Raw genomic sequence first — 26,883 nt, 5'->3', positions numbered from 1 at the left:
ACAGGACACCGCGTACAAACACGCCGCCGCGGCGATACACTGCCACACACGAGACGTGGCGCCGGGCTGACGGTGGTGGATCGAACCAGGTCCAATCACGGCGCCGATGCCTCCGTGCCCTGCATGGACTTTACTGAAAGATCTCGCTGAGAGCGTATGCCTGTATCTGTTGCTGTGCGTGTTGCTGTGCTGAGGGATTCACTGGCCGTGATTCGGCGACTGTGGCTCGTATCGCTGCTGCTGTTGCTGGCGGGCTGTGGCGTGGTGCGCATTCCGCGTGTCGACAACAGTGCGCCGGACTTTGCGATCGCGGTGACACCGACGGCGTCGACCGTGGTTGCCGGGACGGCTGCGCCGGCGGAGAGCTTTGTGCTTACGCGCGTGAACGGGTTCACTGGTGCTGTGACGGTGACAGGCGCGGCGCCCGATGGCATCACCTGCGCGCCGGCCGCGTGCAGCGTTGTGATCGCGGGCAACGCGGCTGCGAATGCGCTGCAGTTTGCAGTGCCGGCGGGGACGGCGGCCGGCCAGGTGACGGTGCAATTTACGGCGACGTCGGGGAGCCTGAGCCACGTGGTGACCACAAAGCTGTTGATCACGGCGAGCGGTTCTGCGCCCATGCCGCCGCCCGTGTCGACGCCACCGCCCGGGACGACGCCGCCGCCCACGGTGGCCAATGCCTGTGCTGCTCCACTTCCCCAGAAGCAGCCGGCGAACAGCGCCTCGGGCTTTGTGGCGACGGGGAGCCCGGCAAACCCGACCGTGGTCTTCGATGCGCTGCACAACCAGATCCTGGCAACGGACTTTCCGCGCAATGGGATCGACGTGTTGTCGCCGGAGACGATGACAGTGGTGGCGCGGCTCCCGCTGCCGCAGCCAATGGGACTGAGTCTCAGCGCGGATGGCGCCTCGGTGGTGGTGGGGACGCGCACGCATTCCTTCTACGTGGTGTCGACGGCGAACCTTTGCGTGACGGGGCGGGAATATCTCGCGCCCAGCGTTGTGCCGTATGCAAACCTGAGCCCAATGCTGCCGGCGGCGCTGGCGGATGGGTCCATTCTTTTTGTTGCGCAGGACGCGGAGAGCACGGCCTCGAGCGTGGTGCGGTGGATCCCGGGAACAGGCTTTGTGCAGCCGGCGGGGCTGAGTTCTCTTGCGTACTCTGCGCGGGTGGTGGTGCCTTCCGGCGACCGGGAACATGCGTATGTCGCGGGTGCGGACAGTAATGGCTACTACGGCCGCTTCGATGTGAGCAGTGGAGCATTTACGACGCAGGAGGTGGCGTATGGTTCAGAGCCCAATGTGCTGGCGGTGAACCAGGATGGAAGCCGCGTGCTGATCAAGAACAGTTGCTGCCTGCTGGAGATCCTGGACGGCAACTTCAGCGTGGTGGCTTCGCAGAATGGCCTGATGGATGTGGCGGCGTATGCGTCGCCGGACTTCTCGCACTTTTATGCCACCGCTTCTGAACAGAATTTTGTGAGCGTGCTGGATGCCACGCTGCAGGCGGTGAACATCGTGCCGTTTTCGCTTGCGCAGGACTTCGGCGACGTTGCGTTCGCGGGTGCGGACGCGATGCAGCGGCTGATGCTGACGACCCCGCTGGGCTTGTTCCTTGTCAACACGGGCACAACGCAGCCGGCGCCTGCCGGCTCAACACAGTTGCCGGCAGTGCGCGTGGGACCGACCGGAAACGGAGCGATGGTGCCGGACACGCCCGAGGATGGGTTGAGCACGACGCTGAACGGTGCAGGCTTCACGGCATCGCCAGCGATCTCGTTCCTAGAAGGCGCGAGCGCCGTGGCTGTGCCGGGCGCGATGACCACGTCGGTGAACACGATCAGCCTCGCGGCACCAACGCTTTCCGGTGGATGCCATGACGTCGAGGCAGTCTTCGCCACGGGCGCGGTGATAATTGCGCCCGTGGCTTACTGTTATGCGCCGGCAGTGGATGTTGTGGATGGAGATGCGGGGCCGACAACCGGCGGCGCGACGCTACGGCTGTATGGGCGTGGCTTCGGGAGCAGGCCGACGGTATCGGTCGGCGGGGCGCAGGCCACAAATGTCACCGTGACGGATCAGTATGGCTTGGCGGCCCCTTACGATACGGCGGAGGTGACGGTGGTGGTGCCGCCCGGCGTGCTGGGCGCGGCAGACGTGGTGGTCAGCTCGGCCACCGGATCGCTGGCGCTGAAGGGTGCCTACACGTACGCGCAGCGCGACGATGTTGCGCTGCCTGCCGGCGCGCAGCCGGGGCAGATGATCTTTGATGCCGCGCGGCAAAGGGTGCTGGTGACGGATGCGGCGCACAACCAGCTGCTGGTGTATGGGCCGGGCTCGGCGGGATTGCAGCAGAGTATCGCGACGGGGCCCGGGCCACAGGCGCTGGCACTGACGCCGGATGGCGCGCGGCTGCTGCTGACAACACTGGGCGACCGCAAGGTCTCGGTGCTGGATGCGGGGAGCTTTGCCACGTTGCAGCAGTACGTCGTCCCGACCAGCGGGCCGGGATCGCTTGGCGTGGCCGCACCGCTGGGTCCGCCGAATGAGGTGGTAGCAACGGCCAGCAACCTCGCGATGTTCAAGACAGAAGCTGGGTACCTGCAGGGTCCTGCGGGGCCTTTCAGCGAAGCCAGGGTGGGCACCTTCGACATGGGTGCGAATGGCCGTTTGAGTTATCCCGCGGCCCCGGGATTTAACCCGGGGGGCGAGGATTTTTCACTGACGGCGAGCGCGGATGGCGCGTGGGTGCTGTTCGCCAACCAGCTGCTGCAGGTGGCCACCGGGACGTACGCGACTCCGGACCTGACCACGGGCACGATAGGCGACGTGGCGCTCTCGTCCGATGGGTCGGTGGCGGCGATCGATGCGGTGATGCTGAACAGCCAGGCGGAGTGGCAGACGATGCTCTCGGCACCGGCGCCGATCGCGAGCGGCGTGTTCACCGAGAGCTTCTTCGGGGGCATGCAGTTCAATGCGTCGGGCTCGCTGCTGTATCGAGCCGCGGCCGACCATGTGCGCGTGTATGACACGGCGCACGGCATCCTGGCGCGCACCGTGGAGGTACCGGGCGGTGGGGTGACAGGCTCCTACACGCAGCGACTGCTGGCGGTGGACCCGGCGGGGCAGCGGATGTTTGTGGGCACAGCTGCCGGGATTTCGACGTTCACGTTTGCGTCGGATCCACTGACGGTGAACCGGGCCGTAGTGACAGGCGCGCAGCTGGCGATCGCGGGCAGCGGGTTCCAGGCGGGGGCGACACTCGCGATCGACCTGGAGCCGATCGCCTGCAGGGTAGCGAGCTCGCTCAGCCTTACGGCCGCGTTGCCGGCGCTGGCGGCAGGCGTGCACAGCGTCACGGTTACAAATCCTGACGGGCACAGCTACACGTTGACGCTGGCGTTCCGTTTGCCCTGAGCGCGGCGCCTGAACATTCATCGGCGTGCGGGTGGTTTCGCGGTAGGCTCATCGGCAGCAGCGATGAGGAGCGCGGGATGATGAAGAGTACAGGGTGGGCGCGGGTGTGGTCATGGGTAGTGGGTGCGGCTTGCTGGGCGGTGGTGATAACCACGGGCACAGCGCAGGCCCAGGCTGCAGCGCACGCTCAAGGTGCAGCGCATGCACCGGCGCGCAACGTGGTGCTGGTGATGACGGATGGGCTGCGCTGGCAGGAGCTGGTGCGAGGCGCGGACAGTGCGCTACTCACGCCATCGCGCTACTACGATGGCCGCAACGTGGATGCATTGCAGCGGGAGTTCCTGGCGCCGACGCCCGAGGCAAGGCGCAGGCAGTTGATGCCGTTTGTGTGGGGCACGCTGGTGCCCGGAGGCGTGTTGTGGGGCGACCGCGATGCGGGATCGGAAGCGGCAGTAACGAACGGTTTCAACTTCTCGTACCCGGGTTACTCGGAGACATTGACGGGCCATGGGGATCCGCGCATCGATTCGAATGACAACAAGCCCAACCCGAATGTGACGGTGCTGGAGTGGCTGAACCAGCAGCCGGGGCTGGAGCACCAGGCGGCAGCGTTCGGAGCGTGGGCGGTGATCAACGGGATCGTGAACAAGGAGCGCTGCGGGTTCCCGGTGAACGCGGGATGGGATGCGCTTGCAATGGAGCCGATGACGCCCGAGCTTTCGCTCGTCAACGACTGGAAGCGCGACTCGCCGCGCATCTGGGATGACGAACCCTTTGACGCGCCGGTGATTGAGACAGCGCTGCAGTATGTGAAGCAGAAGCATCCGCGCGTGCTGTTTGTGTCGCTGGGCGAGACGGACGACTGGGCGCATGGCGGCAATTACGGAGAGTATCTCCTGTCGGCACATCGCGTGGACCAGTATCTCGAACGCTTGTGGAACGCGCTGCAGGCGATGCCCCAGTATCGCAACAACACCACGCTGATTTTTACGACGGACCATGGGCGCGGCGCGGAGGGCGATGGCTGGCGGTCGCATGGGCAGAAGCTGCCTGAGTCAAAGGAGATGTTTATCGCGATGATGGGTGCGGGGGTTGCGCGCGTGGGCGTGGCAACGCACGTGGCGCCGGTGACACAGAGCCAGGTGGCGGCGACGATGGCAAAGCTGCTGGGCAGGGACTGGAACGCGGCAGAGCCAAAAGCGGGGCTGCCGCTGCCGCCTGTTACGAGCGATGCGGTGGTGCACGCGGACGTGCACTAGGAATGAGAAGCGAGCTCTCGTGAGCGCGCCATCAAAAACGCCAGCAATCGCCTGGGCAAGACTAGAATCGAGGAAGTGAAAACAAGCTTCTTTGACCTGTTCAAACCTGGCATCGGTCCTTCGAGTTCGCACACGATGGGACCGATGCGTGCCGCGCGTACGTTTGCGCTTGAGCTTGAGCATGCAGGCATGCTGCCGCGTGTGCGCCGCATTGCCGCGGAGTTGTATGGCTCGCTGGCACTGACAGGCAAGGGCCATGGTACGGATCGCGCGGTGCTGCTTGGGCTGCTGGGCGAAGAAGCCGCAACGACCGACCCGGACGGCGTGGACACAAAGCTTGCCGAGATTGCCGGGAGCGGGACGCTGCGACTGCTGGGCAAATGCGCTGTGCCGTTTGTGATGGCGACGGACCTGCGCTTCTTTATGGACACGATGCTGCCGCCGAACGCGACGTCACAACACCCGAACGGCATGCGGTTTGTTGCCGAGGATGATGCGGGCGCGGTGCTGCTGGCGGCAACGTACTTTTCGATTGGCGGCGGGTTCATCGTGCACGATGGAGAAGACCTCAACGCGACGCCGATGATGACCACAGCGACACTTCCCTTTCCGTTTGCGAGCGCGGAGGAACTGCTGGCGATGGCGGAGACAGAGGGTCTCACGATTGCAGAACTGATGTTTGCGAACGAGTGCTCGCTGCGCCCGGCGGAGGAGGTGCGTGCGGGTGTGCTGCACGTGTGGGCGACGATGCGCGCGTGCATGGATCGGGGCATGGCGATTGAAGGAATTTTGCCTGGAGGATTGAACGTGCGGCGCAGGGCGGCGCGGCTGCAGACACGTTTGCGCGAGCGCGTGGAGCAGGGATTGAAGGCAGACCCGCTGGCCCCGCTGGACTGGGTGACGGTGTATGCGATGGCGGTGAACGAGGAGAATGCGGCGGGCGGTCGCGTGGTGACAGCGCCGACAAATGGCGCGGCGGGCGTGGTGCCCGCGGTGGGTCGCTACTATCTCGACTTCATTGAAGACGCGGGCGAAGACGGCATTGTGCGCTACCTGTTGACGGCCGCGGCGATCGGCGTGCTGTACAAGGAGAATGCTTCGATCAGCGGCGCGGAGGTTGGGTGCCAGGGCGAAGTAGGCGTGGCGTGTTCGATGGCGGCAGGTGGATTGGTTGCGGCGCTGGGCGGAACCAACAACCAGGTGGAGCATGCCGCGGAGATAGGCATGGAGCACAACCTTGGCATGACGTGCGATCCGATTGGCGGGCTGGTGCAGATTCCGTGTATCGAGCGCAATGCGATGGGCGCGGTAAAGGCGGTGCAGGCGTGCCGCATCTCGATGCACGAAGCGGACGGGCACAAGGTATCGCTGGACCAGGTGATTCGCACGATGTATCTGACGGGACTCGATATGCAATCGCGCTACAAGGAGACGTCGCTTGCGGGGCTTGCGTTGAACATCATCGAGTGTTGATGGAGGATGTGCAGCGTGGGTGCGCGGTGAGAAACGAGCGTGTTCTTCACAGCGGTGCAAATATTTTTCGCTTTTCGCTTGACAGTGTTTTTCGCTCTCTCTATATCTTGCGTTAACTGCAGCGTGAAGTTGCGGGAGCAGACGCACCAGGGAGAATACAACCAGAGGCAGCCACCAAGAGCAGTCCGCAACAGGCAACACCGAGGGGAGACGCCAAGCGCGTTTCCCTTTTGTGTTTGTGGCGCGATGCGGAGTGAGCTGCGTGTGGCGTGTTGCTGCGAGAATACGAAGTATGGCGCGTCGACGATGGATAGCGGACCAATGGAGTGAAGGCAGAGCAGAGCTTGTGGGCGCGCAGGCGCGGCACCTTGCCAAGGTGCTGCGTGCGGAGCCGGGCATGCGTTGCGACGTGGTGGCGGACGGCCGCGTGTGGTCGGCGGTGTTGGACACAGTGAGCGAAGAGCGCGCGGCATTTGTGCTGGAGCAGGAGCTTGCGGGGGATGCGGCGCTTCCACTTACGCTGCTGCTTGCGGTGTTCAAGTTTGACCGGCTGGAGTGGGCGATTGAGAAAGCGACGGAGCTGGGTGTGCAACGCATAGTGCCGGTGGTTGCACGGCGCACGGAGAAACACCTGGCGCAGGCAGCGGCCGCGCGCGTGGAACGATGGCGCAGGATTGCGCATGAAGCCGCGAAGCAGTCGCGGCGCGCGGACCTGCCGGAAGTGCACGAGCCGGAGTCGTTGAAGGCAGCGCTTGCGCGCACGTGGACGGGCACAAGGCTGCTGCTTGCAGAGAGCGAGCGCACCATGATGCTGAGCGATGCGCTGCTCGCGCTTACATCCGGGAACACAGAGGCGGGCGTGGTGATGGCCGTCGGGCCAGAGGGTGGATGGACCGCGGATGAGGAGTTGCTGTTTGCGAAGCACGCGTGGCAGCCGGTGAGTCTTGGTCCGCGGATTTTGCGCGCCGAGACCGCGGCGATTGCAGCGACGGCGGTGGTGGCTTCTGCGTTGTTGTAAGTGCTTCAGGCCAAGACCCCCTGCGCGAGAGGCGGCCACTTCGTGGCGTTTTGCGCTTTACTTTCGGGGCGCGTAATACTGGCCTGCGGCTGACGGGAGCAGAGAATGATTGAGTACAGAAGGCGAGCATAGACAACAACGGTGCGGCTCGTGAGAGCTGCACCGTTGTTGTTTGTGGAGTTGTTGGTGGGGGCTTCGTCTCGGCGGCTTAGGAGAGGATTTCCTTGAGCTTGGTAAAGAGTGAGCGCGAGGTGGGGGCGTTCTCGATGGCGACACCTTCGCCAAACTGGCGGAGTAGTTCGCGTTGTTCGCGGGTGAGCTTCTTGGGTGTTTGCACCGCGACTTCCACGATGAGATCGCCACGGCCGTGCTCGTTGAGATAGGGAACGCCCTTGCCACGCATGCGGAACTCCTTGCCGCTCTGCGTGCCTTCGGGAACCTTCATGCGCGTGTCGCCTTCAAGCGTGGGGATGGTGATCTCGTCGCCGAGTGCGGCCTGCGTGAAGGAGATGGGCACGATGCAGTGCACGTCGTTGCCGTCGCGCTCGAAGAAGGAGTGCGGCTTGACGGTGAGCACGATGTAGAGGTCGCCCGCGGGGCCGCCGAAGCGACCGGCATCGCCACCGCCCTGGTAGCGGATGCGTGTGCCTTCTTCAACGCCGGCGGGGATGGAGACGCGCACGGTGTGCAGCTTCTCGGCGCGGCCGTCACCGTGACAGTTGGGGCATGGGTCGGAGATGACCTGGCCGGTGCCGCCGCAGTGGGTGCAGGTGCGCGCGACGGAGAAGAAGCCCTGCTGGAAGCGCACCTGTCCACGGCCGCCGCACTGGCGGCAGGTAGTGGGGCCCTTGCTGGACTTGGTGCCGGTGCCGACGCACTCTTCGCATGGCTCCATGCGCTTGACGGAGACTTCGATCTCCTTGCCGAAGATGGCCTCGGTGAAGTCGATGGTCTGGTCATAGCGGAGATCGCGGCCGCGCTGCTGGCGTGAGCCACGTCCACCGCGTCCGCCCTGCTGGCCAAACATTTCGCCGAAGATGTCGCCGAAGATGTCGCCGATGTCCTGCGCGTTGGTGAAGGGGCTGCCGCCGCCAGGGCCTGCGGCGCCGACGCCTGCGTGACCGTAGCGATCGTAGGCAGCGCGCTTGTCGGGGTCGCTCAGGACCTGGTAGGCCTCGGAGCACTCCTTGAACTTTTCTTCGGCGGACGGATCGCCCTGGTTGCGGTCGGGGTGGTACTGCATGGCAAGCCGGCGATAAGCGGTCTTCAGCTCAGCATCGCTGGCAGTCCGAGAGACGGTGAGTACTTCGTAGTAGTCGAGTTTGGTCACAGTAGCGATCGTTATGCCTGCGTCTGCTGCGGGTTGCTTACGATGCGGACAAGAGCGGGCCGCAGCAAACGCTCCTTGATGCGGTAACCGCGTCGTACTTCTTCATAGACCTGGCCATCGGGCAGCTCGGTGCTTTCGACCGAACCAAGGGCTTCGTGCACGCGTGGATCGAAAGCGACGCCGGCGGTGGCGACCGGAAGAACGTTGAGGGTGCGGAAGGCTTCTTCCATCTGCTTGGCGATGAGTTCGACGCCGGAGCGAAGCTGCTCCGCGGTGCCGTTGGACTTGAGGGCGAGCTGGAAGTTGTCGAGCACGGGCAGAAACTGCTCCACGGCGTTGCCGGTGGCGTACTCGCGGAACTCGGAGCGCTCCTTGTCGGCGCGGCGACGGGCGTTTTCGAACTCGGCCTGCAGGCGGGCGAGTCGGTCCACCAGGGCATCGCGCTCGGCACGGAGGCGCTCGACTTCTTCGTCCGAGGCGTCGAGCGTAGTGGCGGGATGCGCGGCGGTGCCGGCCGTGTGCTCGTGGCCCTCGATGCCTGTGGTGAGGTCGTCGGCGGGGTCGGAGACAGGATCGGTGTTCTGGATGGTTTCGAGCAGTTCTTCAGAGGTGTCGGGGCGGGTCTGGCTCATGAATGATTCCTCAGATTCAGCTGGGCCCACGTTGCCGCGAAGCCGGTCGATTTGTTCGCGGAGGCGGCTCTGCAGAGTGGGGCGCATGCCTTATTTTCCCATAGCTGGTGGTACGGGGCTGCTTGCGAGGTGGAACCCGGGTGGTGCCTGGAACACTTTGGGATCAGTTTGGGACTCGCTCTGGGATCTATTCTGGGGCGCGCGAGGCGGCCGGGATGGTGGTTGCGGCGACGCCTAGGGCTGCGGAAGCTGCAGGATGCGGTCGGAGAGTTGCGCGATAAAGGCCACGGCATCGATGGTTTTGCCGTACTCCACGCGGGTAGGAGCGATCACCGCGAGGGTGCCGGAGTGGTCGCTGCCGAGGCGGGTGGGCGCGCCGATGAGGACGAAGTTGGAGAGTTCGGGCAGGTCGGGCATGTCGGCTTCGAGGCCGACCACGACCTGCACGGTCTGCTGGCGGGCATCGACGTAGGCGCGCAGGAGAGTGGCGAGGCGCTGCTTTTCTTCAAGCGCGGAGAGCATTTGCCGGAGCATGGAGCGGTCCATTTCGCTGGAAAGCAGGTTGGCGACGCCGCCGATGAACAGGGTGCTGTCGCCGGTGTGCTGCAGGGCGCCGCCAGAGCAGAGCTCTTCGACGGAGCGGAGCAGGCGGTCGTACTCGCTTTGCTCGGCGGTGAGGCGTGCGTCGAGTTCGGCCCGGATGCGATCGACGGACCAATCGCGGAAGTTGTGATTGAGGTAGCGGGCAGCGGCATCGAGCTCGGCCATCTCCATCTCGCGGGGCAGATGCAGGACGCGGTTGAGCACGACACCGGCGGTGGTGACGAGCACGGCGAGGACGCGGCCGCCGCCGAGGCGCGAGAAGTGGATGTGCTCGAGCGCGTGCGACTCGGAGGCGGCGAGCAGGGCGATGCCGAGGCCGCTGGAGATGGAGGCGAGCACCTGCGAGGTGCGTTCCAGGAACTGGTGGGCGGAGGAAACGCCGGAAAAGGAGTCCTCGATCTCGGCGCGGTGCGCGGAGGAAAGGCCGCGGGGCGCGGCGCCGGGCTGGGAGCCGAGCTGCTCGACGTAGAAGCGAAAGGCGAGCGGCGTGGGGATGCGGCCGGCGGAGGAGTGCGCCTGATCGAGCAGGCCGGCGTCGCCGAGCGAAGCCATGACGTTGCGGATGGTCGCGGCGCTCATGCCGTCGCGGTCGACCCAGAGGCGGGCGAGAGCCTGCGAGGCAACCGGCTCGCCGGTGACGATGTAGGCCTCGATGATGGCCAGGAGGACGAGACGTTCCCGCGGGCTGATACGCAAGGTGCTGAGCATAGGTTGGGCGACTCGGAACCGCTCGCTTTGCGGTGTATCTTTGCGGCCGGGTGGCGTGCTCCGGGCCGGAAAGGTGGGGGCGCGGGCGAGTGCGGTTCCTGATTGTCTATGGATGCCGGCGTGGGGTCAAGGGTGCAGGGGTGTTTCGGGGCATGAAATATGGCGTTGGTCATGGTTCGCGTGGTTGGCTGGGTGGCGACGGGTGGCGTAATGGAAGTTGTAGGCGGCGGTGTTCTGGCTGCAATGTGCCTAGGCTGGTCAGCTTAGGTAGTGGCTTTGGGGGGCGCTGTCGGAGCCTGGCCTGCTGGCAAGGTGGCCGGGGGTCGGGCTCTCGTCCCTTGCTTGCTGCGCTCCAAGGTGGTGAAGGCGGAGGGCTCTTTTGCGAGAGGGGTGCTGTCGCGTGCTAGTCGGCATTGGGAAGCCTGGCATCAACGATGAAAATGTCATTTACAGGAGCCCTGGTTTTTTCAAGGCGCAATCCTAATTCCTCCTTCAGGGCAGACCAGATAGACAAGGAAGAGCTGCCGCTACTCTGGCCATCTTGTGCATCGCTTCTACCGCCTGGTTGTTCGACGGCACTCCCGGGAGCTTCATCAACAGACCATTGCAAGTGGATGTCGTACTTGCCGTTCAAATGCGTATTGTCCTGCACTTCACGACCGAATCGTTCTGCGAGTTCTGTCGCCAACACGCCCAAGGTCTGCCCTTTGAGATCGATCATGTTGGGCTCGACTCTGACGGTTCCTCCATCAGCAGCGGTCAGAGGATCGCTCGGTGCCAACCTGGGCCCACCCTGTGCTATCAACAGGCTATAGACCGGAAGCACTCTCCACTCGCTCTTGACTGCAACACCGAATCGATCCGCCAATAGCGAGCGTGCCATTTCATGGAGTTCCTGAACCCTCTTAGGGGGAGTAAGAAGATGTATATGTGCAACGCTTTCTCGGCTTTCCCTGGCCATGATGTCGTAGAGATTTGTGGTCACCCAAGAAGGTCCACCCTGTACTTGATCAGGCCTTACGCCATACGCATAGGCCAGTAGGTCTTTCACCGTGACTCCCGTCATTGAGAAAGTGCCGGGCTCGATACGAAATGAGCGATAACCTCCGGGTCTGCCCGGCTTGACAGATGCAACCTCAAACTTGGCGTAAGTGGCAGGGTTGATCGCTTCCGACTGCTGAGCGCGTCCTGTGGGAAGAGAGACCCACATCAACATCAAACTCGAGATTAGAGCCAAGCTGCGAATCACTTTCGATGGAGTGTACATAGACGGCTCTAGTGCCTCCTCACGGATCTGGATCCTGAGCGTACTTCATACGACGCTGCACCGACGGTCCCCGTGATCAAGGAAGCGCTTAGGACGTCAGTATTGCGTGCGTCTGTTACAAAGAGGCGCAGCAAAAAGGCTTACTGGAAGGACGTCCCGCGTTGAGCATGCTGTCGGGCAGGTTGCTCCGTTCTCTTAATTGCAGGCAACTGCAACTGCGTCAGGTGCGCTTGGCGGGCAGGCCCCAGCCGGCGACGAGCAGGAGCACGATGTAGGCGGCCTGCATGGAGGTGCGCAGCGGGACCTCGGGCATGGTGAGGCCTCCGACGGTTTTGCCGGCGACGTACACGTTGGCGGGGAAGATCGCGATCATGAAAACGGCGAGCGACAGGGCGGCGGCGCGGCGGGTGGAGGGGAGGAACAGGCCGGCGGCACCGAGGAGCTCGGGCAGGCCGGTGACCACAATGAGCCAGGGTTGCTGCGGCAAGGGCGGCGGCAGGAGGCTGGTGAACACCGAGGGGCGCGCCAGGTGCACGATGCCGGAGGCGACGAGCGGAGCTGCGGCGATGCAGCGCACGACGAGGCCGATACGCGGGGAGAGTGGGCGAAAGCGGCGCGTGAGAAAGAACGCGGCGGTGACCGCGGCGAGCGTGAGTACGGGTGGGATGGAGCGGAAGGGTGGGAACATCGCTGGGCTCTCCTGCGGGTGAGATGCCGGCGGAGTGCGGGCGTGTGCGGGCTGGTTCTGTCGCGGAGTGATTGGCGCCTAGAGACAAAGCGTTGGGGAAGCGCGCGAGCGTGGGTGCGGGGCTTGGGCGTGTGGTACTTGGGCGCGTGGTGCTGGCCGGATGGGCTGTGCCGCGCGGTGGCGATCGTGCCGAGCGCTGTTCCCTGCCCTGCTTCCCTGCCCTGCTTCGTTGCCGGCGGGCGGCCTGCATGGGCTTGCGGCGGCGGCGCTCTCTCCGGCTACTTGGAGGATGCGGTGACGGCGGGTGGCGGGGCGGCGCTGGGGAGCGGGTAGAGCTCGATGGCGCCCTCGCGGAGGATGGCAAGGGTGTTGCCGTCGGGGGACAGCGAGAAGTTTTCGCCGGCAGTGAGGATCGGCGTAGCGTCGAGCACGGTGTCGAGCTTGCCGGAGGCGATGGAGAAGACGCCCACCGGTTCGCCGAGGATGGAGCCATCTTCTACGGGGTCCAGGGTGGCGAGATCGTGGTTGACCTCGATGGAGCCGTAGGCGAAGCGGTTGCCGGCATCGCTGTAGGCAAAGGTGCCCCAGACGAAGCGCGACTGCCAGACCTGCTCCCAGAGCTTGTGGCCGTGGAGATCAAAGGCCTGCACCAGGTGGTCGGAGGAATAGGGCAGGCAGCTTTGCGCAAGGAACACGCCGGGGCTGACCGAAAGCAGCAGCGGCTGACAGGTGCTGGTGACGCTGTTGAGGTGTTCGGGCTCCTGGCCGAAGCGGGCAAACTTGACGTCCCACAGCTTGCCATTGCCCTGCGCGACGCCGAGGTAGCCGTCCTGTACGAGCGTGAACGCGAGCGGGCGATGCACCACGCCGAGGCGCGTGGCAGAGTGACGGGCCACGTCGATGCTGAGCAGGGTGTACTCCTTGCGTCGCTGCGGAAAGCGAGTTTCGGCATCGTTGGGGTCGGGGTTGCCGGTGCTGCCGGTGCCGGCGCTGGAAGAAGCACTAGGGGAGGGACCCAGTGTCGGACCGGGACCGAGAGTAGGCCTGCTGTGGGGCGGCGTATCGCCGAGGGCGTTCTGCTCGTCGTCCTTGACCTCGTTGGCGTACTGGACGATCAGGGTGGAGTTATCGGGCGAGAGCTGCACGGAAGCGAGCTTGCCTTCGGGGTGCAGGTAGGTGGAGAGCACGAGCGAGCTGTCGCCGATGTAGAGGGTGTCGCGCTGACGCATGAGGAAGTGGCCATTGCCCAGCACCCAGAGGTAGCGCTCGCGGTCGTGGAGGCGCCAGGTGCCCTCGGCGGTAACCTTGCCGGTGGGCAGGGAGAGCACGAGTGCGTGCACGGTCTGGTCCTGGTCTTCGAGCGGCTCGTCGGGCTCGCGGCGCATGAGTTTGGCGCTGTGGAAGGTGAAGAGCAGGTGGTCGGCGTCGAGGTAGTCGAGGGTGGCGGAGGGGATGCGATAGGGCATGAAGAGCTTGCCCGGGGGGACGAAACCGAGCGGCTCGACGGGGATGCGGACGGAGGGGTGGACGCTGGAGGGGGCGGGTTTCTCCGAGACCTTGGCGGGCGTCTTCTCCGGTGCGGGCGGCTGGGCCGCCTGCACCGGATTGCCGGCGAGGCAGAGGGCAAGGCCCGCTAATGCGGCGCAGAGGAGCCGCGAGACGCGGCGGCGGCGAGCGGACGCGTGTGGGGCGCGCGGCGTGAACGTGGAGCATAGCCCGGACGCGGCCGGCGAGAGCTCCGAGGAATCTGAGCGGGATTGCAGAGACTTTTCGCCTCGTGGCTCCGGCAGCGCCGCTGGTTGCACCATGCTTGCTATTGTGCAGCAAGGGGCTGGCAGGTGAATATCCATGGGTACGCCCTGTTCGACCCCATCGAGCAGATTCCTGGAGTCGCCCCGGCTTTGCTCCGTCCTGAGAGCAAATCGGACGCACCCTGCTGACATGTCGCGAAGCGCAAAGGCCTGATCATTCCATGAAGCATTCTTTGAAAACACACAGCGGGATTTCGTTGACACAAACAGCCATGGCTGCCGAGAAGGGCCATGCAGCGCCCCGCTCGAGACGTACGGGAGCACAGCGACTCCTGCTGGGTGCGGGACTGCTGGGCATCGCTGCGATGGGATTGCCGGCGGGTGCCGGCGGGTGGGGCGTGGTACGGGCGCAGAGTGCCGTGCAGACGGCCGGCGTCAAGGGGACGGGGGATCAGAACGGTTCGCCGAAGCCTGCGCCAGCCGCACCGGCGCTGCATGACTTTGACCCGGCGCTGCGGGATACCACGGCGGACCCCTGCACCGACTTTTACCAGTATGCGTGTGGAGGGTGGCTCAAGGCGCACCCGATTCCCGCGGACCGTGCGGCGTATGGGCGCGACACGGAAACGACGGACCAGAACGAGCAGGTGCTGCGAACGATCCTGGAAAAGGCGGCGAGCGGGGGTGCCGCGCGTACGGCGAACCAGCAGAGGATCGGCGATGCGTACGCGGCGTGCATGGACACGGACGCGATCAATGCGCTGGGCACAAAGCCGCTGGCGGAGCTGCTGGCCGCGGTCGACGCGGTGAAGCAAAGGGACCAACTGCCGGCGCTGCTGGCACAGTTGCACACGAAGGGAGTCTCAGGGTTCTTCCAGTTTGGATCGCAGCAGGATTTTCGCAACGCCACGCAGCAGATTGCCACGATTGCGCAACCGGCGCTTGGGCTGCCGGAAAAAGGCTACTACGACCGCACCGATGGCAAGAGCGCGGAGCTGCGCACGCAGTATGTGGAGCACGTGCGGCGGACATTTGTGCTGATGGGCGAGCCGGAGTCGCAGGCCACGGTGGATGCCGGCGTGGTGCTACGCATGGAGACCAAGCTGGCGGCGGCCTCGCTGTCGCGGCTCGAGATGCGGGACCCGACCAAGCTGTACCACCGCACGCCGCTGGTGCAGTTTGACGCGAACTCGCCCGAGCTGCGGATGGGCACGTTCCTGGAGGCGATGCATGCACCCGCGGTGCAGTCGTTGAACGTGCAGGAGCCGGTGTACTTCCTGGAACTGCATGACTCGCTGGAGGCGGCGAGCCTGGAGGATATCAAGACGTTTTTGCGGTGGGTGGTGGTGCGCTCGGTGCCGGGCACGGCGCTGCCGCAGCCGCTGGATGATGAGGCGTTCGCGTTTTACGGCAAGGTGCTGTCGGGCGTGCCCGAGCAGGAGCCGCGCTGGAAACGCTGTGCGGAGCGGGTGGACAGCGAGGTGGGCGAGGCGCTGGGCGAGGAGTATGTCAAAGCCAAGTTCAGCCCGGAGGACAAAGCGCGCACCGGCGAGCTGACGCGCGCGATCGAAACGGCCGCAGAGCATGACATCGACGCGCTGGCATGGATGAGCGCCGCGACCAAGACCGAGGCGAAGCGCAAGCTGCACCTGGTGACGAACCATATCGGCTACCCGGATACGTGGCGGGATTACTCCTCGCTGGCGATGGTGCGCACGGATGCATTTGGCAACGCCCTGCGCGCGAATGCGTTTGACGTGGCGCGGGATGTGCGCAAGATCGGGCGGCCGGTGGACCGCGGCGAGTGGGAGATGACGCCGCCGACGGTGAATGCGTATTACAACCCGCAGATGAACAGCATCAACTTCCCTGCCGGGATTTTGCAGCCGCCGCAGTTTGACCCAAGCCAGGACGACGCGGTGAACTATGGCGCGGCAGGCGGCACGATCGGGCATGAGCTGACGCATGGCTTCGATGATGAGGGGCGGCAGTTTGACGGGCAGGGCAACCTGCGCGACTGGTGGCGCAAGGATGATGCCAAGCAGTTTGCCGAGCGCGCGGAATGCGTGGTGAACGAGTATGACGGCTTTGTGGCGGTGGCGGAGCCGGGCACGCCTGAACTGCATGTGAATGGCAAGCTGACGCTGGGCGAGAACCTGGCGGACCTGGCCGGGCTGCGGCTGGCGTATCTCGCATACATGGACAAGGCGAAGGAGGCGGGCGTGTCGCTGTTGACGCCGGGGGATGCGAGCTATGGCGGACTGACGCCGGTGCAGCAGTTTTTCGCGGCGTATGGGCAGAGCTGGTGCGAGAGTACGCGGCCGGAAAGCATGCGTGAGCGCACGGAGGTGGATCCGCATGCGCCGGAGAAGTACAGGGTGAATGGTGTGGTGGAGAACATGCCGGCGTTTGCGGAGGCGTTTCAGTGCAAAGCCGGGGCGGCGATGGTGCCGGTGAAGCGATGTGCGATCTGGTAGGTGGGGTGGGTGCGGGCTCGGCGCGTCCGGCGTGGAGAACAGCTTTTTCCGATGATTGCTGCCGTTCATCCGACACGCAGTGCAGCAAGACCTTGACCTCCTGAACGACGAAAGCGAAAGCCGGAGCCAGGTAGCTCCGGCTTTGCTTTGTTCGGCTGCAGGGTGGTTCTACTGGGTAGCAGCTCCACTCAGCAGGATGGTGCTGACATGGGGATCAAGAGACATCATGAAGAAGTGAGCGGCGTCCACGCGGTAGAAGGCGTAGCTGGTGGCAGCGCCTGAGGTCACAGAGGAGGCGTTGAGCGTGAGAATAGCGCGTCCATTCGCGTCCGCACTGCCGTAAGAATCGCTTGTGGAGCGGATCGCTCCGGAAAATCCAGTGCTTGGGATCACAGCTGTATCAAACGTTTCTGCAGGTTCGAAGTTGAATGTGCCTGTGGGTGTGCCCATTCCGTTTTGGTCGATAGTGAAAGACCCTGTCGCCGATACCGGAAACGCGTTGCCTGCAGCGGAAACACAGGAGCTTGCACATGGAGACTCTCCGGTGAGCGCAAGCTCATAGCTTAGATTTTGCAGGTCGTTGAAAATACTAAAGGACGTGGGGTCTTGCTTTGCAATCACGCCTGTTCCATAGACGGGCCCACGCGGCAGGATGGTGAAGACGGCGTTTTGCAAGGGATTTGTTCTTGGGTTGCCCGTGAACTGAAACGCGATCTTGCCGATACTGCTTTCGAGCACGATTGAACCTTGCCCGGGATAGTTCGCGTAATGCCCGGTGACTGCGAGTTGCTGGAAGTTGCCGGTGGCCGCGTTCAGATCTACGACACCAGAGCTGATGTTTCCTTTGCCGTCAAGGGTCATGCTGCCAGCGATTGCTGCCTTGCTTGCTGCGCCGCCGGATGAGGTAGCGGTGTTGCCCTGCACCAGAAACGCATACTGCCCGGTCAGAGAGGCTTCGTCCCCAGTTGGCCCCACTGTTAAGTACAGGGGGTACGGAGGGAAACCAGCAGCGTTGAAAGTGATGACGTAGCTTCCTGCGGCCAGCCCGTTGGAAGTGAAAACCGCCTGACCACTGCTGTTGGTCGTGGTGCTGCCGGATAAGAGTATCTGGCCGGTTGCATTTGCGAGTGAGTAGGCAACCTGAACCACACAGGACGCTGATGGTGCCCGCGAGAAGCCGAACTGAAACGTGAATGGCTGATCTGTAGCTATAACGCCCGGGGCGAAGCTTCCGCCGTACCTGCTCGAGGCACACGTGCTTTGCGCCCCAGCGTGCCGGGGAGAAAGAAACACGCTGAAGCAGGCTAAGCTGAGCAGGCCTGCAACAAGGACGAAACGAGAGTTCTTTAACGACATTGCTGGCTTCCTTTGGAATGCCCTGTTAAGTTGTCCGGCGAAGTCGCCTGCCATGCGGACGGCTTTCACGGAGCAGGTGAATAAAGAACGCTAAGCGCCTCGTCAACATGCATCCAGAGAGGCTCTTCATTATCCATGACATTTCTACATAGTCCCGCGAAATCGAGGTAGTTTTTACAGGCTTACTCGACAACCCAGCCAAAATCGCGGTCGGCGGGTGCGGACGGGTTGGACGAGGCGGCGCTGCCCTGCGCGTCAAGAGCATCGGGGTGGGATGTGGGTGTGGCCTGCCGGGAGTATCGGAGCTACGCAACCGGAGGCGACTATCGTCGCGTGCGAGAGTAAAGACAGCATGGCAGCTGGCACGAGCAACCTACGGCAACAGCAGTACGGGCAGAAACGCAGCATGGCGGCGCTGGGGTATGCGGCGTGTGCGCTGGCCGGGGCGCTTTGGAGCACGGGTTTTTTGTTTGGCAAGATCGCGCTGGGCGCGATGAACTCGACGCACATGGTGCTGTACCGGTTTTTGTTTGCGTCGCTGGCGCTGCTGCCGGTGTTGCGGCGTCCGCAGTTTACGCGGCCCGAGTGGGCGCAGCTGCTGGCGGCCTCGCTGCTGGGCGTGCCGGTGCAGTTCCTGACGCAGTTTTACGGGTTGTCGCTGACGACCGTTTCGCACGCGGCGCTGATGGTGGGGACGATGCCGGGGATCCTGGCGCTGGGTGCGACGATCTTTGCCGGGGAACGGCTGCCGCTGCCTGGATGGCTGGCGCTGGCGGGCTCGAGCGCGGGCATCGTGCTGATTGTGCTGAGCGGCGGGCATGCGGCCGGCGGGCATGGAACGGGTGCAGGCCCGACGCTGGAAGGTGACCTGCTGGTGGTGGTGTCGCTGCTGCTTTCGCTGGGGTGGCTGCTGTGGAACAAGGCGCTGGTGCGGCGGCACTCGGCGCTGCAGGTGACGGCGTGGGGCCTGCTTGCCGGGACCGCGATGCTGGTGGTGTGGGTGCTGGGTCGGGACGTGCTCGGCGGCAGGCCGCTGCCGCCGGTGCGCGGGGTTTCGGCGGCGGCCTGGTGGTCGCTGGTAGCGAGCGGCGTGCTTTGTACGGCGGCCACCAGCGTGCTTTGGAACTGGGGCATGCGGCATGTGCCGGCGTCGAGGGCGGCGGTGTTTTTGAACATCGAACCGGCGCTTGGTTCGGCGCTGGGGATCTGGCTGCTGGGCGATCACCTGGGGGCAATGGCGTGGGTGGGCGGCGGGCTGATCCTGGTGGCCGCGGTGGTGCTGACGCGGCTGGAGCCGGGGGATGTTTCGCTGGTGCTGGAGTAAATAGGAGGCAGGGCGGGCAGACCGCCTGCGCGACTGGCGGCCACTTCGTGGCGGGTGTACCTGAAAGGCATAAGAGCCTGGCCGCGGGCCACCTGCCGGGTGAGGTTAGTGCGGCCTGGGGCGCAGGAAGTTGGTGTTGACATCCTGCTCGTTGGGCTTGGTGTCAGGCTCGGCATGGACGCGCTTGCCAAAAACCAGGCCGACGGTGGTGCCGATGGAGGCGGAGTGGTTGCTGACGCCGAAGCGCAGGCCGCCATCGAGTCCGAAGTTCTGGGCGTACTGGTGGTAGAAACCGCCAAAGATGTAGGTACCGGGCGGGGTGTTGGAGGCGGCGACGTTTTGCGCAAAGGCCTCGGCGTAGAGGCGGGTGCTTTTCTGCTCGTGGAAAGAGAGCGCGAGGGACTGCTGGCCGCCGTAGACGCAGCCTGTACTGGATTGGCAGCCGGACTGGACGATGGACGCGTTGAGGATCACGTCGATGTCGCCGTTGGGGCCGTAGTGGTGGTTGGTGAGGAAGATCGCCTGCTGGCCGTAGCTTTGCAGTGCGTCCTGGTTTGCGGTGGGCAGTTCAGCCTCGTACTGCACGGCGAAGCCCGGCATGGGGCGGTGGTAGTGCTCCTGCCGGAGGACGACCTTGCCGCCGAGGGAAATATCGCCGGTGCCGTTGGTGGAGTCGGCTCCCTGCTGCTGGTGCTGGAAGGATGACCAGCCGAAGTCGAGGCGCAGGCGCGGCAGGACCGAGTAGAAGAAGTTGGTGGCGACGGTCTGCTGGTTGCCGGGGGTGCTTTGCGGGTAGGCGTCGTAGCCGGTCTCGACCTGGAGCACGCCGGGGCTCTGGATGGTGACGGCGTTGGCGATGGTGGGCCGGGTGGGGTTGAGGTTGTAGTCCTGCGCGTAGGCAGAGGGCGGCAACAGTGCCGCAAGGGCACCGGCAGCAACAAGGGTCAGGGCGGCTACGGTTTGGAGTGAGGCTTTACTCAAGGGAGAGGCTTTCGGTTGCAGGGGCTGGCTGCTCAGTTTTCTACCTGCGGATGGTGGAGGTTGGGGGCGGCGAGCTCGAGCACGAGGCGCTCGAGGACAAGCTTCTTGTCGACGGGAGAGGAGCGCACGGCGGCATCGGCGCGGGCCACGGCCTGGATGGAGCGCATGAGCTCTTCGCGGGTTTTGTAGCGGCGGGCCTGCCGGATGATGTCGTCGACCGCGAACGGGGGCGGGCGGAAGCCCTGCCAGAGCGCGCTCCAGATGGAGCGGGAGTCGCGGACGTTTTTCTCGACGATGACGAGCATTTGCCGGAAGGTGCGGGCGAGCATGTAGAGGTGGCCGATGGCCGCGTCTTCGCCGCCGTCGGAGGCGTTGAGCAGTCCGTCGAGCAGGGCCAAGGCGCGGGTGGTTTCACGGCGCGAGATGGCGTCGGTGAGCTCGTAGAGCGAGCGCTGCTTGGCGGAGTCGACCATGAGCTCGACGTCGGAGTGGGTGATGGCGGCGAGGCCGGTGGTGTAGAGCAGGAGTTTTTCCCACTCGTTGGCGATGGCGAGCATGTCGGCGCCGAGCGCATCGGCAAGGGCGCGGGCGGCCTCGGGCGCGAGCTGTTTGCCGGCGGCTTTAGCCTGGGCGAGGAGCCAGCGGGTGGCGTCGTCTTCGTCGGCACGTGCAAGCTCGACGATGCCGCACCACTCGCCCAGGGTTTCGCGGATGCGTTCGTAGCGGGTCTTGTCTTCGTAGTCCATGCGGCGCACGTCGGCGGCGATGCGGATGTGGTCGGCGACGAAGAGCACGACGGCGGAAGGGTTGGGGCTGCGGAAGTAGCGGTCGATGGCGGCGAACTCGTCTTTTTTGGCGCCGCGGCCGTAGAGGCTCTTGAGATTGCGCACGAACAGGAGCTGGAACGGTGCCATGAGCGACGGGCTCTGAGCGCGGTCGAGGATGTCGAAGATCGAGGTCTCGGCGAGATCAAGGTCGTGCAGGCAGAAGTCGCGAAGCTCGGGCGGAACGAAGCGGGTGATCAGGGCCTGGCGGCAGCGCTCGTAGTGGAAGGCCTCATCGCCGACGAAGACGTAGCCGGGACGCAGGGTGTCGCCGGCAACCTCGGCAAGGAAGCGGTCGGTGGAGGCGAAGCCGGCGCCGGGCTTGCCGCTGGGGGCCAGAGCGGATGCGGCGGACACAGATGGGCCGGGGGGCATGGGCTAGAAGCTCTCCGTGACGTCGGCGACGAGGGCATCGGCGAAGTCGCGCGACAGTCGCTGCATGGCGGCCGAGTCTTCCTGGATAAAGGACGCGAGGTCCTGGGAGGATTCGTACTGCTGGCGGAAGAGGTAGCTGTTGTTCTGGTAGAGGACTTTGCCGTTGCGGTCCACCAGGGTGACGCGGGCGGTCACTGTGATTTCGTAGGACGAGGACTGGTTGGTGGTGGAGTCGTAGGTGAGCGGGTAGACGGTGAAGGCGAGGATGTCGCCGCGCAGGATGGCGTCGGCGTTGCCGGGGTCGTCGGTGGTGATGGTTTTGAAGGCGGTGCGGCTTTGCAGCTCGCGCAGGACCGCGCGGGTCATGGTGATCTCGGCGTGGTAGACCTGCGTGTGATTGTGAAAGATGGGGACGTCGATGAGGTGGGCTGTCGCGGGGAGGTGCGTCGCGGGGCCGGCGGCGTGGTAGCCGCAGCCGGCGAGGGGCAGCAGGGCTGCGAGCAGGAGAAGGATTCGCTGGGAGATGGGCGCGGGAGCCATGCCTCGCTATTGTCGCAGAGGGGTAAGACCGCCTGCGCGGCTTGCGGCCACTTCGTGGCGGGTGGACTTGAACGGCATGCGCCGAGGGGGTTCCGACCGGGCACTGGCTGGTACACTGTGGGCATTGTGACTGCCTTCCCTGTGGAACTGGTGCCCTCGATTCTTTCCGCTGATTTTGCCCGGCTGGCCGACGAGGTCCATGCGGCGGAGCGTGGCGGCGGGACTGCGATCCACGTCGACGTGATGGACGGGCATTTCGTCCCCAACATAACGCTGGGGCCGCCGGTGGTGCAGTCGCTGCGCAAGCACACGAAGCTGCCGCTGGACTGCCACCTGATGATCGAGAACCCCGACAACTTCATTCCGGCGTTTGCCGAGGCGGGGGCGAACTGGATCAGCGTGCATTACGAGGCATGCCGGCACCTGCACCGCACGATCCAGCTGATTGGCCAGCACGGCATGGAGCCGGGCGTGGTGCTGAACCCTGCGACGCCGATCGACCTGCTGATCCCGGTGCTGCCGATGCTGCACCACGTGCTGATCATGAGCGTGAACCCGGGGTTCGGCGGGCAAGAGTTTATTCCGTACTCGCTGCAGAAGCTGCGCGACCTGCGGGCGCTGCGGAACCAGATGGGACTGCGGTTCCGGATTGAAGTGGACGGCGGCGTAGGGCACGACACCATTGCCGAAGTCGTAGCGGCGGGAGGCGAACTGCTGGTGGCGGGCTCGGCCGTGTTTGCACAGGGCAACGCGGAGCAGGATGCGCGCAGGTTGCTGGACGCGGCGCGCACGGCGGAGCACTCCGCACGCGAGCTGCACGCCTGAGCAGGTCGGACCGGGAGTGAGGGGCTGGGCCTGCAATGAGCGAGGCGTCGGCCGGCGGGACGGATTTAGAGTGACTGTGCCGGGGTGGAAGGCTGCTGCATACGCCTCGCCGGGGCGCAGCAGCAAGAAGCCGAGCACACAGCGCGACAAGTGCGCATGCCGCGCAGTAGCATAACGAAAGATCAGGACGAGCGCGCCCGTTTGCTGTTCGGGATTGTGATGCAAAGGGTGCGGCTCCCATCGAGGGTTTGGATGTCATTTTTTACGCGTACCGCGCCGGTTCTGGCACTCGGGCTCTGCTTTGTGCTGGCCCCCGCGAGCCATGCCGCCAAGAAGAAGAAAAAGAAGCAGGTTGACCTGAGCGCCAACCCGATTGCCGATGTGAACTCGAAGCAGCCCGATAAGGAGCTGTACGACAAGGCGATGGTGGCGATGAAGAAGGGCAAGTACGACATTGCCCGGCTTGACCTGCAAACCCTGATGAACACGTACCTGGACTCTGAGTACCTGATGCGCGCCAAGCTTTCGGTCGCTGACACCTGGTACAAGGAGGGCGGCACGGCGGCGATGGCGCAGGCCGAGCAGGAGTACAAGGATTTCGAGACGTTCTTCCCGAACGTGCCGGAAGCGGCCGAAGCGCAGATGCGCATTGGCGACATTTACTACTCGCAGATGGACAAGCCGGACCGCGACCCGCAGAACGCGGAGCATGCCGAGACCGAGTACCGGCAGATGATTCAGCAGTACCCGGACTCGTCACTGGTGCCGCGGGCGAAGCAGCGCCTGCGTGAAGTGCAGGAAGTGCTGGCGCAGCGGCAGTTCGAGATTGGCACGTTCTACACGGGCCGCGAAAACTGGGCGGCCTCGATTGCGCGCCTGCAGACGGTGGCGGATAACTACCCGTTGTTTTCGCACTCGGACCAGACGCTGATCACGATGGGCGATGCCTATGCGCAGCAGGCGGCGATGGTGCAGAACCTGAAGCTGCCCCAGGCAGCCAAGACGGCGCTTGAGAAGGCCTATAACGATCGCGCGGCCCAGGCGTGGAACCGCGTGGTGACGCGCTACCCGATGGCGCCGCACGTGGAAGACGCCAAGGATCGCCTGATCGCTGCCGGACGGCCGGTGCCTGAGCCGAACGCGGCGGAGATGGCCGAGAGCGAGGCGGAGGAAGGCAGTCGCAACCCGGTGAAGCTCAAGGACCGCGCACTGCTGCTGATCTCGCATGGCCCTTCGACGATCGAGAGCGTACGCGTGGGCGAGCCGAGCATGGCGGATGCGCCGGCGACGCTGGCCCCGGATATCCAGAAGCAGAACGTGGACAACTTTGCGCTCGCGATGAAGGGGCAGCCGATCCCGGCGCCTGCACCGCTGGGCACCCCGCGCACGCAGCTTGCGGCAAACACCGCGGCCCCGGCAGGCGCCAACGATGCCGGCAGTGTTTCGGCCGCACCGATCACGATGAACAATGTGCCGGAAACCGGGGGCACGGGCGTGACGGCCGAGGTGGTTTCGGCACCCAACAGCGCACCTGCCCCAGGGCCGAGCGATGCGGCACCCTCCAGCAACGACGCGGCCCCGGCCGCAGCCGGCAGCGCAGCGCCGGGAGCGAGCGGTACGCCTGAGAGCACGCGCAACCTGACACCCACGCCGCCGGATGGCACGGCAACCGGAGCGGCAGCCGTACGTGGCAACACGCCGGCTGGCAGCAACCCGGACGCGGTGTACGGCCTGACGCAGCCGGTGGGTGGATCGAGCGCTCCGGCGCCGCTGCCGCCGATCGACAAGCCCGCGACGGCCCCGGACCAGATCAACGATGTGAAGTCTTCCGGACAGCCACAGGTAACGACCGGTACGACCAGCGGCAAGCCGACCAAGAAGAACCCGAAGCCGGCATTCGACAAGGGTGACGAGTCGTCGAGCAAGCACAAGAAGAAGAAGGGCCTGGACAAGCTGAACCCGCTCTAAACGAACGGGCAAGGCTGTGGGACCGGGTGGGCCGCGCTTGAACAAAGCGCGGCCCACCTTCGTTTGGGGATGAAAGGGCGTGTGGGGATGATGGAGCGGTTTCGCGAGATCGCGGCGCGGGAGCGAGGGGCGATTCTGCTGGAGGCGGCGCGTGAAGCGGATGTGGTGACCGCCGGGTCGGCGGCCGCAGCCGGTGGGCTACGGGAGAGCCTGTTCTTTCGGGAACCGGTGGAGTGGCTGGAGGTGTGGCGGCTGGAGGAGTTGCCGGCGCTGTTTGCAAGGTTGGAAGCGGCGAACGCGGACGGACTCTGGGCGGCCGGGTACCTGGCGTACGAGTGCGGGTACCACTGGGAGCCGACAGCGACGGTTGCCAGTGGGAGCGAACCCGTGGGCGATGGGCTGCCGCTGGCGGCGTTCGGACTGTATCGCCAGCCCGCGCGGTTTGTCGGGGAGGCGCTGCCGGCCGGCGATGGCGGGGAGCACGCGCGTTTGCAACGGTTTGTGCCGTTCTCCATGGACGAGGCGGCGTTCGCCGGCAAGGTGGAGCAGGTGCAGCGCTGGATCGCGGCGGGGGACACCTACCAGGTGAACCTGACGGGACAGGCGGAAGCGGAATGGCACGGCGGCGTGACGCCGCTGTTTCGGCACATGATGGAGGCGCAGCCGGTGCGGTTTGGCGCGCTGCTGCATGGGGGCACCCATCAACGCCCGTGGTGGGTGCTTTCAGCATCGCCGGAGCTGTTTTTCGAGCTGCGCAAGCGAAGGATCCGGGTGCGTCCGATGAAAGGGACGGCGCGACGCGGCGCGGATGCCGCTGAGGACCAGGCGCTTGCGGCGGAACTGGCTGCGGACCCGAAGAACCGGGCGGAAAACATCATGATCGTGGACCTCCTGCGATCGGACCTGGGACGGGTCGCGGAGACGGGAAGCGTGCGGGTGGAGCGACTGTTCGAGGTGGAGCAGTTCGCTTCCCTGCTGCAGATGAGCTCGGAGGTTTCCGCCACGTTGCGGCCGGAGGTGGACAAGTACGGGTTGTTTCGCGCGCTGTTTCCTTCGGGGTCGATCGTGGGCGCGCCCAAGGTGCGGACGATGCAGCTGATCCAGGAGCTGGAGCAGGCGTCGCGCGGGGTGTACACGGGGGCGATCGGCTTTTTTGCGCCGGATGGGGACGCGGTGTTCAGCGTTGCGATCCGCACGGCGGTGGTGCGGGACGGGGCGTTTCGGATGGGGCTGGGCGCAGGGATCACGTGGGACTCGGAGGCCGGGGCGGAGTACCGGGAGTGCCTATTGAAGGGGGCATTTCTGCGCGGGGTAAGTGAGAGTGGCGTGGGCGGGAGCGTGGAACCGGGACGCGGGCTGGCGCGGGCGGTGACAGCCGGCCGGATGGCTGAGGACGCGGGTTGGATCGAGGGCCTGATCGAGACGATGCGCTGGGAGGCAGGAGCGTGCGCGTTGTGGCCGTTGCACCTAGCGCGGCTGGAGCGGTCGGCACGGAGGCTCGGGCTGCGCTTCGACCAGGAACGGGTGGAGCAGGCGGTGCTCGCGGAGGCAGCGGCGCTTTCCTGCGATGTTGCATGGCGGTTGCGGCTGGTGCTTGCGGCCGATGGCGGGCTGCGCTTGTCCCACGCGGCGCTTGAGGCGGGCGAGGAGGGCCAGTTGCGGCTGATGCTGTGGCCGCAACGGGTGGACTCGGCCGACCCACTGCTGCGGCACAAGACAACGCGGCGGGGCCTGTATGACGCGGCACTGGCGGGCGCGCGGGAGGCGGGGTGTGTGGACGCGGTGCTGGTGAATGAGCGCGGCGAGGTGTGCGAGGGCGCGATCCACAACGTGTTTGTGCGGCATGGCTCGCTTTGGCGTACGCCGCCGGTGGAGGCGGGGGTACTGCCGGGAGTGTTTCGGGAGCACCTGCTGCGCACGATGCCGGGGATTCGCGAGGAGCGGTTCGGGGTGGAGGCGCTGCGGGCTGCGGACGAGATCTGGATCACCAACGCGGTGCGCGGGGTGCGGGTGGCCGTGTTTGCCGGGTGAGGGTGGTCGAGGACTGGACGCGCGGGCTGCTCTTGA

At 65.1% G+C, this 26,883-nt stretch carries 19 protein-coding genes; 9 read left to right on the top strand and 10 right to left on the bottom strand.

Annotation, left to right across the window (positions count from 1 at the left end; genetic code table 11):
- Positions 1 to 207: 207 nt before the first annotated feature.
- The 4 genes from D1Y84_RS10365 to D1Y84_RS10350 all read left to right on the top strand — a co-directional run bounded on the left by D1Y84_RS10365 (position 208) and on the right by D1Y84_RS10350 (position 7,167).
- The gene (locus D1Y84_RS10365) at positions 208 to 3,417 is read left to right on the top strand and encodes a hypothetical protein (RefSeq protein WP_124848434.1); all 3,210 of its coding nucleotides are present in this window, start codon (positions 208 to 210) and stop codon (positions 3,415 to 3,417) included.
- Between the two features lie 77 nt (positions 3,418 to 3,494).
- Positions 3,495 to 4,676: a sulfatase-like hydrolase/transferase gene (locus tag D1Y84_RS10360; protein ID WP_124848433.1), complete on the top strand. Its 1,182-nt coding sequence runs from the start codon at positions 3,495 to 3,497 to the stop codon at positions 4,674 to 4,676.
- Positions 4,677 to 4,751: 75 nt separating this feature from the next.
- The gene (locus D1Y84_RS10355) at positions 4,752 to 6,149 is read left to right on the top strand and encodes an L-serine ammonia-lyase (protein WP_124848432.1); all 1,398 of its coding nucleotides are present in this window, start codon (positions 4,752 to 4,754) and stop codon (positions 6,147 to 6,149) included.
- 292 nt (positions 6,150 to 6,441) lie between these two features.
- On the top strand, positions 6,442 to 7,167 hold the full coding sequence (locus tag D1Y84_RS10350) for a 16S rRNA (uracil(1498)-N(3))-methyltransferase (RefSeq protein ID WP_124848431.1): 726 nt from the start codon (positions 6,442 to 6,444) through the stop codon (positions 7,165 to 7,167).
- 208 nt (positions 7,168 to 7,375) lie between these two features.
- Here D1Y84_RS10350 and dnaJ read toward each other — a convergent pair whose 3' ends face one another.
- The 6 genes from dnaJ to D1Y84_RS10320 form a co-directional block, all read right to left on the bottom strand.
- On the bottom strand, positions 7,376 to 8,506 hold the full coding sequence (dnaJ, locus tag D1Y84_RS10345; RefSeq protein ID WP_124848430.1) for a molecular chaperone DnaJ: 1,131 nt from the start codon (positions 8,504 to 8,506) through the stop codon (positions 7,376 to 7,378).
- 2 nt (positions 8,507 to 8,508) lie between these two features.
- A complete protein-coding gene (locus D1Y84_RS10340) occupies positions 8,509 to 9,129 on the bottom strand; it encodes a nucleotide exchange factor GrpE (protein ID WP_124848429.1) in 621 nt (206 codons plus the stop codon).
- Between the two features lie 234 nt (positions 9,130 to 9,363).
- Complete coding sequence (gene hrcA / locus D1Y84_RS10335) at positions 9,364 to 10,440, bottom strand: heat-inducible transcriptional repressor HrcA (protein ID WP_124848428.1); 1,077 nt, start codon at positions 10,438 to 10,440, stop codon at positions 9,364 to 9,366.
- A gap of 403 nt (positions 10,441 to 10,843) precedes the next feature.
- Positions 10,844 to 11,707: a TIGR03435 family protein gene (locus tag D1Y84_RS10330; protein WP_124848427.1), complete on the bottom strand. Its 864-nt coding sequence runs from the start codon at positions 11,705 to 11,707 to the stop codon at positions 10,844 to 10,846.
- A 220-nt stretch (positions 11,708 to 11,927) separates the two neighbouring features.
- Positions 11,928 to 12,395, bottom strand: coding sequence for a DoxX family membrane protein (locus D1Y84_RS10325; protein ID WP_124848426.1), 468 nt, complete (start codon positions 12,393 to 12,395; stop codon positions 11,928 to 11,930).
- Positions 12,396 to 12,673: 278 nt separating this feature from the next.
- A complete protein-coding gene (locus D1Y84_RS10320; protein ID WP_124848425.1) occupies positions 12,674 to 13,996 on the bottom strand; it encodes a hypothetical protein in 1,323 nt (440 codons plus the stop codon).
- A gap of 383 nt (positions 13,997 to 14,379) precedes the next feature.
- On the opposite strand from D1Y84_RS10320, the gene D1Y84_RS10315 reads away from it, so the two are divergent.
- Complete coding sequence (locus D1Y84_RS10315) at positions 14,380 to 16,623, top strand: M13 family metallopeptidase (protein ID WP_158615421.1); 2,244 nt, start codon at positions 14,380 to 14,382, stop codon at positions 16,621 to 16,623.
- Positions 16,624 to 16,791: 168 nt separating this feature from the next.
- Here D1Y84_RS10315 and D1Y84_RS10310 read toward each other — a convergent pair whose 3' ends face one another.
- The gene (locus D1Y84_RS10310) at positions 16,792 to 17,772 is read right to left on the bottom strand and encodes a hypothetical protein (RefSeq protein ID WP_124848423.1); all 981 of its coding nucleotides are present in this window, start codon (positions 17,770 to 17,772) and stop codon (positions 16,792 to 16,794) included.
- 559 nt (positions 17,773 to 18,331) lie between these two features.
- Here D1Y84_RS10310 and D1Y84_RS10305 point away from each other — a divergent pair.
- Entirely contained in the window at positions 18,332 to 19,303 is a 972-nt protein-coding gene (locus D1Y84_RS10305) for a DMT family transporter (protein ID WP_233581333.1), read from the top strand.
- Between the two features lie 105 nt (positions 19,304 to 19,408).
- Here the strand turns inward: D1Y84_RS10305 and D1Y84_RS10300 are convergent, their stop codons facing one another.
- From D1Y84_RS10300 to lptE, 3 genes are read right to left on the bottom strand one after another with little or no spacing between them, the layout of a single operon-like run.
- Complete coding sequence (locus D1Y84_RS10300) at positions 19,409 to 20,284, bottom strand: transporter (RefSeq protein ID WP_233581332.1); 876 nt, start codon at positions 20,282 to 20,284, stop codon at positions 19,409 to 19,411.
- A 32-nt stretch (positions 20,285 to 20,316) separates the two neighbouring features.
- The gene (gene holA, locus D1Y84_RS10295) at positions 20,317 to 21,483 is read right to left on the bottom strand and encodes a DNA polymerase III subunit delta (RefSeq protein WP_124848422.1); all 1,167 of its coding nucleotides are present in this window, start codon (positions 21,481 to 21,483) and stop codon (positions 20,317 to 20,319) included.
- A 3-nt stretch (positions 21,484 to 21,486) separates the two neighbouring features.
- Positions 21,487 to 22,023, bottom strand: a complete 537-nt coding sequence (gene lptE, locus D1Y84_RS10290; protein WP_124848421.1) for an LptE family protein — start codon at positions 22,021 to 22,023, stop codon at positions 21,487 to 21,489.
- A 117-nt stretch (positions 22,024 to 22,140) separates the two neighbouring features.
- On the opposite strand from lptE, the gene rpe reads away from it, so the two are divergent.
- From rpe to pabB, 3 genes are all read left to right on the top strand, one after another.
- Entirely contained in the window at positions 22,141 to 22,848 is a 708-nt protein-coding gene (rpe, locus tag D1Y84_RS10285) for a ribulose-phosphate 3-epimerase (RefSeq protein ID WP_233581331.1), read from the top strand.
- 252 nt (positions 22,849 to 23,100) lie between these two features.
- On the top strand, positions 23,101 to 24,816 hold the full coding sequence (gene bamD / locus D1Y84_RS10280) for an outer membrane protein assembly factor BamD (protein ID WP_158615420.1): 1,716 nt from the start codon (positions 23,101 to 23,103) through the stop codon (positions 24,814 to 24,816).
- Positions 24,817 to 24,903: 87 nt separating this feature from the next.
- Positions 24,904 to 26,847 carry an aminodeoxychorismate synthase component I gene (pabB, locus tag D1Y84_RS10275; protein WP_158615419.1) on the top strand — a complete coding sequence of 648 codons (1,944 nt, stop codon included), beginning with the start codon at positions 24,904 to 24,906 and terminating at the stop codon, positions 26,845 to 26,847.
- Positions 26,848 to 26,883: the final 36 nt, after the last annotated feature.

Source organism: Acidipila sp. EB88 (assembly GCF_003858395.1).
Lineage (GTDB): Bacteria > Acidobacteriota > Terriglobia > Terriglobales > Acidobacteriaceae > EB88.
The sequence above is the reverse complement of the archived record's forward strand: the minus strand, read 5'-3'. Positions and strand labels throughout refer to the sequence as shown.